9 protein-coding genes are annotated in these 11,822 nt (G+C 48.8%); 4 read left to right on the top strand and 5 right to left on the bottom strand.

The window, feature by feature from the left end:
* Positions 1–1,647, bottom strand: a complete 1,647-nt coding sequence (locus ACR9Y8_RS00200) for a serine hydrolase domain-containing protein (RefSeq protein ID WP_481211198.1) — start codon at positions 1,645–1,647, stop codon at positions 1–3.
* 212 nt (positions 1,648–1,859) lie between these two features.
* Between ACR9Y8_RS00200 and ACR9Y8_RS00195 the strand changes: the two genes are divergently transcribed.
* The 4 genes from ACR9Y8_RS00195 (at position 1,860) to ACR9Y8_RS00180 (ending at position 5,347) form a co-directional block, all read left to right on the top strand.
* Positions 1,860–2,816 (top strand): hypothetical protein, encoded by a 957-nt coding sequence (locus ACR9Y8_RS00195; RefSeq protein WP_481211197.1) that lies wholly within the window; start codon positions 1,860–1,862, stop codon positions 2,814–2,816.
* 87 nt (positions 2,817–2,903) lie between these two features.
* The gene (locus ACR9Y8_RS00190; RefSeq protein ID WP_481211196.1) at positions 2,904–4,145 is read left to right on the top strand and encodes a DEAD/DEAH box helicase; all 1,242 of its coding nucleotides are present in this window, start codon (positions 2,904–2,906) and stop codon (positions 4,143–4,145) included.
* A 45-nt stretch (positions 4,146–4,190) separates the two neighbouring features.
* A complete protein-coding gene (locus ACR9Y8_RS00185; RefSeq protein ID WP_481211195.1) occupies positions 4,191–4,988 on the top strand; it encodes a 3-keto-disaccharide hydrolase in 798 nt (265 codons plus the stop codon).
* Positions 4,989–5,008: 20 nt separating this feature from the next.
* A complete protein-coding gene (locus ACR9Y8_RS00180) occupies positions 5,009–5,347 on the top strand; it encodes a DHCW motif cupin fold protein (RefSeq protein ID WP_481211194.1) in 339 nt (112 codons plus the stop codon).
* Here the strand turns inward: ACR9Y8_RS00180 and ACR9Y8_RS00175 are convergent.
* From ACR9Y8_RS00175 to ACR9Y8_RS00160, 4 genes are all read right to left on the bottom strand, one after another.
* Positions 5,339–5,785: a carboxymuconolactone decarboxylase family protein gene (locus ACR9Y8_RS00175; protein ID WP_481211193.1), complete on the bottom strand. Its 447-nt coding sequence runs from the start codon at positions 5,783–5,785 to the stop codon at positions 5,339–5,341. The genes ACR9Y8_RS00180 and ACR9Y8_RS00175 overlap by 9 nt on opposite strands.
* 637 nt (positions 5,786–6,422) lie before the next feature.
* A complete protein-coding gene (locus ACR9Y8_RS00170) occupies positions 6,423–9,692 on the bottom strand; it encodes a SusC/RagA family TonB-linked outer membrane protein (RefSeq protein ID WP_481211192.1) in 3,270 nt (1,089 codons plus the stop codon).
* A gap of 139 nt (positions 9,693–9,831) precedes the next feature.
* A complete protein-coding gene (locus tag ACR9Y8_RS00165) occupies positions 9,832–10,392 on the bottom strand; it encodes a DUF4974 domain-containing protein (protein ID WP_481211191.1) in 561 nt (186 codons plus the stop codon).
* 102 nt (positions 10,393–10,494) lie between these two features.
* Positions 10,495–11,643, bottom strand: a complete 1,149-nt coding sequence (locus ACR9Y8_RS00160; RefSeq protein ID WP_481211190.1) for a FecR family protein — start codon at positions 11,641–11,643, stop codon at positions 10,495–10,497.
* Positions 11,644–11,822 lie beyond the last annotated feature (179 nt).

Raw genomic sequence — 11,822 nt, 5'->3', positions numbered from 1 at the left:
CTACTCCTGCCGCTTAAAAAGTATATTCTTAATCCTTCCATTTGTCAACCTGAAACCAGCTATCTTCCCCTGCGCATCTTTAAAAAACTCAATCGTACCATTGTTACTGCTAAACTTTCCCTGCTTTGCCATATCCGGCTCAAAAGTAAAATCGCCCAGCCGCATATGATGCCCCGTCAGCTTCCCTTGCTCTACAGAAAGCCTATACGCAGTTTCCAGTTCCTCGCTATAATAGGTACCTGCGCAACTATCAATGGCCGCCGGGCGCACCCTAAGAGGGATCACTCTTGGGGCGATAATATTCCGGTATTTCAACGATGCTGCCCGGTCTTTGATCTCCCGGAAAGTAACAGACGAACCATAAGCCGGCACCCAAAGCACCGTATCCGCTTTTACCTCCGTCGGAAACTTGTCTTCCCCATTTGCCTGTACCATCATACGGCCATCTTCCAGCGTAAAGGTCACATACCAGTTAGTGCCCAGCTGATAGCTGCCGGTATATTTTCTTAACAATACCGTATCTGCCTTAAGCGTGGGCATCTTGCTCAGGTCTTCGTGCCAGGGGGCCCCTCCTCTGATCTTGTCTTCCAGGAACACCTTTGCAATAGCCATAGCGTTGGAATACACATCAAAGTTACCATCGTTGCTCAGCAGGATGATACCTAGCTTTTGATCCGGGTAATTGGTGATAATGGTACGAAAACCCGCCCAGCCGCCGTCATGCGCAATATTTAGCAGGCCATTCTTATTAGTCACCTCCAAACCATAGGCATAATCGATCTTCTTTTGATCGTTCAACACCCCGGTCTCCAGCATCCTTACATATACCGGATCTTTGCGCTCAATGGCATCCTGGAAATGGATCACCCATTTTGCCAGGTCTTCCACCGTAGTAAATATAGAGCTGGAGCCATAGGCCGTCAAGGCATCATTGCTCCTGTAATACGTATGCCCATCGCCGGAATAGGAGCTGGCCGCTCCTTTGATCACCTTTGCATAATCTTCTATCGAGCGGGAAGATTGCATATGCAGGGGTTTAAAAACATGGTCATCCAGCCAGGCGGCGTATGTTTGACCGCTTACTTTAGCGATAATAGCCGCCAGCAGGTTATAACCCGTATTGGAGTAGGAATACCGCGAGCCCGGATTAAAGTCCAGCTCCCGCTGTTTTTTTACCATCCGCATAATATCTTCATACCGGAAGCTTTCATCCCATCGCCAACCTGCCGCATGCAAAGTAGCCGGCCAGTCTCTCAGGCCGCTGGTATGATGCACCAGGTGACGGATCGTAATGGGCTTTCCAAAATCCGGCACTTCCGGCAGGTATGTATGAATATCATCGTCCAGCGAGATCTTTCCTTCCTGTATCAGCGTTGAAACAGCAAAACCTGCAAACTGCTTGGATACCGAAGCGATATCAAACACGGTTGCCGGTGTAATGGGCACATCAAACTCCAGGTTAGCCATGCCATAGCCTTTTTTGAGCACTACCTTTCCGTCTTTTATCACCAGGACCGCTACACCAGGGCTCCCCGGCCGGGCATACTTGTTAAACAAGGAATCTACTGTTGCCTTTAATGAAGGGCTTTGCTGCGCGGTACAGGACAAAGTGCCTGAAAGCAGCAAAAGGATGCAAAGTGTTCTCATGGTGTGTGCTTATTGGGTGCTACATAAACAATTATATAAGGATGCCCTGGGCGTGCAAAAGTTGCATACGCTTTACAAAAATAAAGGCCGGCTACCAATCGCATCCCGCCCTCCATACTTTTATTTCTTTCCTATTATTTACTATTATTCGTGATAGTCTCACTATCTTGCCGCCTCATTTTTTTAACCCGTTACAAACTTCCAATTTTATCATGAAAAGAGTACTGTTCATCCCCTTACTGGCATCCCTATTGTTTGCCTGCAAGAAAGACACCGTTGACAACACCAGCCCTACCGGCAATGAGTCAGTTAATGAAACCAAAAGACCTTTCCGGGTCAGTGTCGCCGATTTTATCAAACAGACGGAAGACATGCGCTCCGCCCGCAAAAAGGACGGCAGCTCCGTTCTGGGCGCCCGGGAAGACAGCGCCCGGATCTCCGACATCTACTACATCGCTTACGCCAGCAATGGCGCAAGCGTAAGCTTCATCCACCAGGACACAGCCACCGCTTCCGGCAGCTTCGGCACTATTTCCGATTCGCTGGCATTCGGCAGCTATACCATCGCGCTGATCGCTTCAGAGAAACCACTGTTTATGGATGCTGCTTCGGCTAAGCAAAACCTCAGCTCCGCCGGTTTCGGCGCTGTACCTCTTGGCGCAATAGGAATGGAGCCCCTCGGTGACGTATTCTACAAAAAGATCCAGGTAGATATCAGCGTTGACGGCAATCCTACTGACCTGGAAGTAAGCCTGAACCGCATTGTGGGCAAACTGGAAGTAAATGTCCTGGATGCGCTGCCTGCCAGCAACGCAAATGGCTATGTAGGGGTAAAGGTAACGCCGGTGTCTGCAATCTTCTTCATTGGAAATGAATCCCTGAGCGCGCCCGAAAGCATCTGGGAATGGTACGGCACCCGGAGAGACCAGCATCGTTTTTCAGACTACCTGTTTGGCTCAACGAATGAATTCAATGTGATCATCAACTACAGGGATAAAAATACCGGGGAGCCACTGTCGAAGACCATTGAGCACGTTACCTGCAATACCAACAAGAAAACCATTATCACCGGCTACCTGTACGGTACACCCAACAAACCCGGCGGACCGGATTACCAGATACGCCTCAACCAGGCCTGGGATACCGACTCCACCGTCATTCACTTCTAATACAGCAACTGTACAAAGCAGCTCTTTAAAGGAGGCGCCCTGCCAGATAGGGCGCCTCCCCAAAAAATCCCCTACCTTTGTACCCTCATGAAATTCGAACAATACCGCATCGCTGAAGAGATCAAACGCAGCCTGGCAGAAAACGGCTTTAAACGCCCTACCGACATCCAATACAAGGCCATCCCGTCCATCCTGAAAGGAGACGATGTACTGGCCATCGCCCAAACCGGCACCGGCAAAACCGCCGCCTTCGCCATCCCCGTACTCCAGCTCCTGCACCAGCAAAGCCGCTCCCGCACCAAAGGCGAGGTAAAATGCCTGGTGATGGTGCCCACCCGCGAGCTGGCCATCCAGATCTCCGAGGTCTTCAAACAGATCGGTAAATACACCCGCGTAGATATCATGGCCCTCGTAGGCGGCGTGGAACAGGAGGCCCAGGTCAAAAAGCTGGACAAAGGCGTGGACGTGCTGATCGCTACCCCCGGACGAATGTTCGACCTCATCAGCCAGGGCCACCTGGACCTCTCCCATGTGCAAACGCTGATCCTGGACGAGGCCGACCACATGCTCGACCTCGGCTTTATCCGCGATATCCGCGACGTGATGAAACACCTGCGCCGCGATCACCAAACGCTTTTCTTTTCCGCTACCATCGATACCGAGATCAAGGACCTGGCCTATTCCATCGTCCGCAACCCGATCCGCATCCAGATCTCGCCGGAAGATCCTATCTCCAAGAACGTGAACCACTCCGTGGCCTTCGTGGAAATGGATGATAAACGCTTCTTCCTGGAACGCCTGGTGAAGGAATTCCCGGAAAACAAGATCCTCGTGTTTGTCCGCACCAAGGTACGCGCCGAGCGGGTGGCCGCCGCCATGGAACGTGTAGGCGTCAAAAGCCTCATCATGCACGGTGGCCGTGAACAGGACGACCGCCTCTCCGTGATGAACGAGTTCAAAAAAGGCGAGGTCAAAATACTGATTACCACCGACGTGAACGCCCGCGGCATCGACATTCCCAATGTAGATTACGTGGTTAACTACGACCTGCCCGACGAGCCCGAAAAATACGTGCACCGTGTAGGCCGCACCGGGCGTGGTATACAGAAAGGCCAGGCTGTTACCTTCTGCAGTACGGAAGAAAAACCCATCCTGGAGCAGATCCAGACCTACATCGGCAAAGAGATCCAGGTGATGAAGATCGATAAAAACGATTACCGCGAAACCATCGCCTTCTCCGAAGATATTCCCAATGAGAACTGGCAGCTGCTCATCGAACAACATGAAAAAGCATTAAAGGACAATAAACGGAAAAAGAAAAAGAAATAATTTCTCGCTATATTTAAGCAGCTACTCAATACCATTATGACAGGCATGAATTTTCCACGTGCACTGGCGCTCCTGCTGCTGGTGACTATCGCAAGGCATAAGGCCCTGGCCCAGGAACAATGGGTTTCGCTGTTTAACGGCAAAGACATTAACGACTGGATCGTAAAGATCCATCATCATGAAACCGGCGATAATTTCGGGAACACCTTCCGTGTACAGGACAGCATGATCCAGGTACGGTATGATCAATATGGCGACAACTTCAACGAGCAGTTCGGCCACCTCTATTTCAAAACGCCCTTCTCGTATTATCATCTGAAGCTGGAATACCGCTTTACCGGCCAATGGATGAAAACCGCGCCCATTTATACCTTACTGAACAGCGGCCTGATGTACCATTCGCAGGACCCGCGCACCATGCCCAAGGAGCAGGACTGGCCCATCTCTATCGAGATGCAGTTCCTCGCCGGCCTGGATGACGGACAGCCCCGCCCTACCGGCAATATGTGCTCCCCGGGCACGCATATTGTTTATAAGGGCAAGCTGGACACCCGCCACTGCATCAATTCCACTTCAAAGACCTACGATAAGAACGAATGGATCAAAGCAGAACTGATCGTCCTTGGCGACTCCCTGATCACGCATATCATCAACGGCGACACCGTGCTGCAGTACTCCAAACCGCAGATCGGCGGCCCTGTTGTGAACCGCTATGACCCGAAACAGAAACAGGATGGCAAACTATTGTCCTCCGGTTACATCGCCCTGCAGAGCGAAGGCCAGGAAATTGATTTCCGCAATATCCAAATCATGCAGCTGGACCCGAAGAAAGCCTCAAAATAACCGATATAAATCCTTTTCACATGAGTAACATTCCCTTCAAAGTAATCGATTGGCATACCATTACACCTACGGAAAATAAAGGCATGCAAGGCGCTTCCAGCGCCCAGGTGCTGCAGCTCCCCGGCTTAAAGCTGCGGATCGTTGTTTATTCACCCGGCTACCTGGCAGACCACTGGTGCACCAAAGGGCATATTGTGCATTGCCTGCAAGGCGAGTTCGTAACAGAGCATGAGAATGGCCAGGCCTATACGCTCAAGGAAGGCATGACCTATATTGTATCGGATGATCTGAGCTCGCACCGCTCCAAAACCAGCACTGGTGTGAAGCTGCTCATTATCGACGGCGATTTTCTAAAGTAGGTCCTTTTCCGCGTCTGCCGCATAGCCTTTCAGGTAATCATCCAGCTCCACTTCCATTGCGTTGCTGAATACGCAGGCAGCTACCATTTGTCCGGCAAAGGAAACAATATCTATCATCCTGCGGGGGTTATGGAACTTGCTCAATTTGTCGAACAGCGCCTGGTCTGTTTTGCCATGATTGACGGCGATGGCCCTGCCGAACTCCATCAGCAGGCGGTCTTTTTCCTTGAGCTTAAGATTCTTTGGATCTTCGCCGCCATCTTCAATAAACTTGTAGAAATAGGTGCTCCACAGAAAGCAGTTGCAGCCTTTTGAGATGGCATAGCCATACAGGTAAGCCTGGCGCAGGCCCAGGATGAGCCGCATGTCATCAAATACGATGTACCACTGCATGTACACATCAAAGGCGGTGAGCGAATGCGCCAGTGTACATTTCATATTCGTAACATGGGTTTTGAACCGGATACAGTGCCGTTCCAATGCGACACGTACCCATGAAATCGCTTCGCTTGGGATTACTGGTGGAACTCTGGCCATTTTGAGGTGGGTTTGTTGGCCGGTAAGATACAAAAATATAGCTAACCCAGCATTTCAGTGGACTAAGATAATCATAGGATAAAAGTAGCGGCAGGGCAAAGGCTGCCGCTACTCTTATTTTTTATGGCACCTGGTAATAAGGCACTACGCAAGACCCTCCCTGATACCAGGTTCGAGTAACTGAGCCTGACGTTGAGGTGCAAAGGACACCGGTATTGATACTAGTGCAGTTGTCAGGCATTGTCTGCGGTAGAAAGCAGCTTTGCGAGCCGGTCTCTTTATAACGAGCAGTGGTAAATCGTTTGTTCCCAATAGCGCTGGTAAGTGAAAGTAATAGTGCAAACAAACAGATGCCCCCCACGGGCTTAAAGTTGGTACGTTTCATGGTATAAAATTTAAAGGTGATGAGAATAAAACAATCGATTCAAATGCAATCAACTTTCCAGCGGAGCAGCAAATACGGTGTTAAAAACAAGGGTAGAAAATAGGAGTAGCAAATATGTGGAGTAGCAAATATATGGCTAACAAGGGTTGATATCTAGAATGACATCTGCAGGCCGGCTGTTACAACGCGCAATGATGGATATTTATCAGGTCCAGCGGTAATTTCAGGATCCCTTTCCTTGTACCTGCTTATTGTGAACAGATTCAGGCCCTGAATATACAATTTACAACTTTTTATCCTGGCTCCCGCTAATTTTTTTTGCGGTAGATGATAGGCTAAAACGAGTGATTGCAGCCTAAGATAATTTGCCGCCGTTAAACGTCTGTCACTTTCCTTTGCCAGCTGGACAGCTGCTCCCGCCTCATTAAAGAAGGAAGCGGTATATTGTTGTATCGAAGCTTCGTCCCCGGGTTTTTGCCACCTGTTTAGCACTTCTACAGGTTGATTGCCCATTCCACCGGGAGTAATAAAACTTGAATACAAATAACTGTAATTATTCTGCTTTGTATATCTGAAGAGACAGCTTATTTCAAAGCTTTTAAAACGAACGTGGTTGTACAATCCCCCATAAAAGAAAGGGCCAAACTCCTTGCCAAATTTGCGGTCACTGAGAGAAGGACCGTTATTGTCAACATCTTCAAACTGGTAAATGCCCGATTGAGGATCGACCCCTTTCAGGCGAACGCCCATGAGCACGTCAAGCGGCATACCCTCAGCATAAAAAAGTTTATAACCTGAACGTTCCAACTCCGGGAAATAAACTAAACGATTTTTAGGAAAGCTTAAATTGAGATTGGTGCTCCATGTTAGTGACCCATTTCTATAAACAACTCCTTCCAGGTCAATCTCAAAACCTTTATTTTCCACAATTGCGGGAACATTTACTGGCATATAGATGTCTTTCAAAGGATCACGTGCAATCGTTTGGAAGCGCCCGGTAAGCAACTGATCCGTACTTCTGTTATTATAGTAACAGAAAGTGGCTAAGATCTGATCATTTATAAAACCAAGATCAACAGCCAATTCCGCCTTACGGATTTTTTCCCAGCCATAGGAAGGAGCATAGTTAAACTTGCCTTGTTGTATTGGTCCTTTATAGTAGGGCATGCCCCATACATATGTCGCCCGGCTCAAATTTCTTACATATTGATCATTTCCGGTTATTCCATAACTCCCACGAAGCTTACCAAAGCTCAATACCTTATTTTCTTTAAACCAGCCTTCCCTGCTAAATATCCAGGCAGCACCAACCGTCCAAAAATTACCATAACGGCGGCTAAGCCGGGTTGAACCATCCCTGTTCACTGTTAATGTAAGCAAATACTTATCTGCATGTTTGTATTCCAGCCGGCCGTAAAAAGACTGATTCTGGAAATCTGTCCTTACACTGTCTAATTTCTCCACCGGCCCACCAGCGTTTATATCTTTCATCGATTCATCGTCGCCCATATACTCCATCGCACGATGCCCTGTTTTAAGCTGTCCTTCAAATTGGAAGCGGGCGCCTGCCACCAGCCAGAATTGCTCCTGACCTATCGCTGTCTTCCAGCTTCCCCGCAGATCCATTACACCATTTGTATACCTGTTGGCGTAAAAATAAGAGCTCCCGAGATCGGAAAAACCTATAGAAGGTACCAACGACCTGGCAGGAATGATCTGTACTTCGTCTACTTTAATAGTGCTGCCTCCTACATCTGCACTAAACATTAAATTCTTTACAGGTTCCCACGAAGTATTTAAAAAGGTTCTTAAATTGCTGGATTTAGCTGTTGTTGTCTGTAACAAAAAAGCATATGGGTTATCAAAGGTGCTATCTGCAAAGTTCAACTTGCCGTCATCAGTATAGACTTTCGGCGCATTAGGAGGTGCCGTAGCAAAAGTAGTCATATCCGTTGTCGGCAGGTAGTTGCGATCCGCCACATAATTCCCCGAAAGATTCATCTTCAGCTTTTGATCCTTTGAATTATACCGCAACTGCAGCATCCCCCCACCCTTCTTGTACTTAAAATTCTCCGATGGATACACCGTACTCTCCTGCCTGTACAAACCACTGGCCCTGTACCCAAAATTCTTACTCCCGCCTTTTACTTCCACACTCCCGTCCATAATATTCGCCGTCCCTCCTATCATTTCCTTCTGCCAATCCGTATACCGGTTCGGATCCCATTTCAGCAGATCATGATCCACCATCGGATCCGGGTCCATGCCATCATTCCTAAAAGCCTCCCTTCTCATTTCCAGGTACTGCTTCGTATCCAGGTAATGCACCAGGTTAGTGGCCTTTCCTATTCCCTGGTAGAAATTCACTGTGGTGCTCAATCCTTTGCCACTCACATCCGGCTGCTTGCTATTGATCAGGATCACGCCGTTTGCTCCCCTGGTGCCATAGATGGCCGTTGCATCCGCATCCTTTAAGATCTGTATACTTTCAATATCATTTACCGATAGCAAATTCAAAGGGCTGGGCGCCACGTTTGCCCCGGTAGTAGTTCCTATGTTAAAGAAATTTTCATTGAACGACACGCTGGGGAATGGCACCCCATCCACCAGGATCAGCGGATCGCTATTGCTCTCTATACTATTCTTCCCTCTCAACCGGATCCTATAGCCACCGCCTGGCAAACCAGTGGTCTGGTTAATATATAAACCCGGTACCCTGCCCTGCAATGCCCCCAGCACATTATTCACCGGCGACTCCCCGATCTCTTTACCTTTCACCTGGCTGACCGATCCTGTTAGCATTCCCTGTGCGATGCCCGTTACATTCACTTCCTGCAGCGGCGCTATCATCGGGATCATCTGTATATAAATAGAATCAGCGTAGGAAGATAATATCATTGGTTTATATCCTGTTCGCTGTACCAGCAGCTTTGCATCCGGTGCTATATCCCGCAGAAAAAATTTGCCATCGTTCCCGGTGCTCATGCCTTTGAGCTTATCGCCGGTCATGATGGCCACTGCTTCCAAAGGCGCGCCTTTTTCGTTCACCACCATACCGCTGATCATACGTTTATCCTCCCCCGGCAGGTAGCCGAGGTCTACATCTCCATCGCGTTTATAGGCGATCACAAAAACATCTTTGCGGTAACACCAGGCCATGCCGCGCTTTCTTAAAAGGCGGGCCAGCACATTATCAAGGGGTTCATTTTTGCAGTTGACGGACACTCTTTCATAACTATTCAGCTGCTCATCATTGTAGAAGGCTGTCATGCCTGTCTGTTCATAGATCACCCGGAAGAGCTGCTCTACCGGTATGTCGTTCTGCCGGTACGTCAATCTCCTGGCGCCAGGATATTCCTGGGCGCGAAGCGCGCTCGCCGTAACAGTGATGACCAGCAGGATGAACAGTGATTTACAAGGCATACGAATAGGGGTTCGGTATTGCTATGAGACTACGACTGTTGGTAGTCCTAACTATATATACGAAGCAAAGATATGCCTGGATCATGGTCCGGCAAAATAGCCGCATTTCACCCTGCATTTTCATTTTATCTTTCTCATCTTACCTGATATGAATAAGCCCCTTATCATCTATATAATTATCCACCCCATTGGTGCGCAGATCTTCCAGGAAATCTTCCAGCCCTTTGCTGGTATCCATCCTGCCGGACAGCAGCTTTTGCTGAATCTCCTCTCTATCGAAGACCACTTTCTTCGCATAATTATTCTCTATCATGCCGGCTACTTCCATGAGACGTTTATCCGTAAAGCGTAATTGATTCGTTTCCTTCTTCTCGATGTGCACGTTCACACTGATATCATAACGATGCATCAGCGCGTACACGCCCACGGCGATCAATGCTACCAGCAGGCATACCGCCAATACCTTTACCAGCGGTGGGCGATGCCCGTTCAGGCTGAAACGTTCATGCGGGGACGTTTCCTGTGCATCCTGCCAGGCTTTAGCCGCCCTGGGGTTCTGCATGACCTGTGAGCGGATGTACCTGTTCTGTTTCCAGGTAGTGCGCCGCGCCTGTTTGCGCACGATCAGCTCAATAAATTCATCTTCATCAAAGAAAGTGGAAGCAGGGATGTTACCGGATGCCCCCTTCTGTTGTTCCAAGTGTTTTCTTAAGGACAGCATACAAATAGAATTAATTTGTCCCATAGGTTTAAGTATTGCCTTCAGCTTTGTTTTTTTTTCAAAGCTGCTTAATTGCCATGTTTAGTCCAGGTGCAGGGTTCCTTTCTCATCATAATACCATTTATTCACTTTCCCGTTCTCTTTTAATTTCTCCATGAACCGCTCCAGCGGCTCCTTTTTATCGATCTTACCACTAAATTTCACTTTACCCAGGGCTTCACTATCCAGGTGGATCTTTACGTCGTATAAACGTTCTGCCGCCTTGCACACGGTGGCCAGGGGCTGCTGGCTGAAACGGAACTGCCCATGCAGCCAGCTCATCACCTCTTCGCTGCTGAATACTGCCAGCGAGGTTTCCAGGCTCAAGGGGTCCAGCTCCATGGCCTGGCAGGGCTGCAGCTGAATGCCGGTTCCTTTATTGGCTTTCACCATCACCGATCCGGAGATCAAACATACAATCAATTTATTTTCGTAGGTATTGATATTAAAATCTGTGCCCAGCACATTGACGTCGCCTTTCTTCGTGTGTACGATAAAGGGACGCTTTGCATCCTTTACCACAGAAAAGTAGGCTTCCCCGTCCACATATACTTCCCGGCTATTGTCTTTAAAGGCAAAGGGGAAGCGCAACTCCGTAGCAGCGTTCAGGTGCACCACGCTGCCATCTGCCAGGGTGATGCTGTACATACTGGCCGCCGGCACCTGGATGATATTTTCCAGGAGCCCTGCCTTGCCCGGCTTTGCCTTAAACTGCAGCATGGCTGCATTGGTGCTGAGCAGGGCGTAACGGGTAGGGATGGTGGTCTCCTCATCACCCAGTACGATACGCTCACCTTTCGCCAGTTGCAGCATCACTCCTTTTGAGTGCTGCGTGGAGCCGGTATGTGGTCTTGTTGAGGGAGCAAGAAAGAGACTCACTGTAGTGACCACTGCTACCAACAGGGCAGCGGCGATGTTCAAAGGTATCCTTTTGCGCTGCGATGGCAGCGACGCCAGGGTTTCTTCCGGGGATTCCAGGCCTTTCACTATCATCAGGGGACGCATTCCCTTTACGAAGTAGGGGTGTTTATTCGCCTCCGTAGGATAGGTTTCCCGCACATCCTGTTTCAGCTGCCGGGCAACTTCATACTTTCGCAGGATATGATCAATGTACCTGTCTTCATCCCAATTGGTACAATTTTCGAGCTGGCGTAGCAGTAAAATGAGGAACTCGTCCTGATTGAACTCCATAAATTGTTGATGGTGTTTTTTTGTGGGTCACTCAATAAAGCTGGTTGGCATAACAGACGGATTTTCTTTCACTGTCCAGGCCCTCCTTTCATAGATTGGGGGTTGTGTTTAGTTTACACATGTTCAGTCGCGCCTACTATACTACTCAATATATACGTACAAAGGTCGTGTTTTGTACT

This window comes from Chitinophaga sp. SVR4-12A, assembly GCF_056754765.1.
Note: the sequence above shows the minus strand (reverse complement) of the source record. Positions and strands in the feature narration are given on the sequence as shown.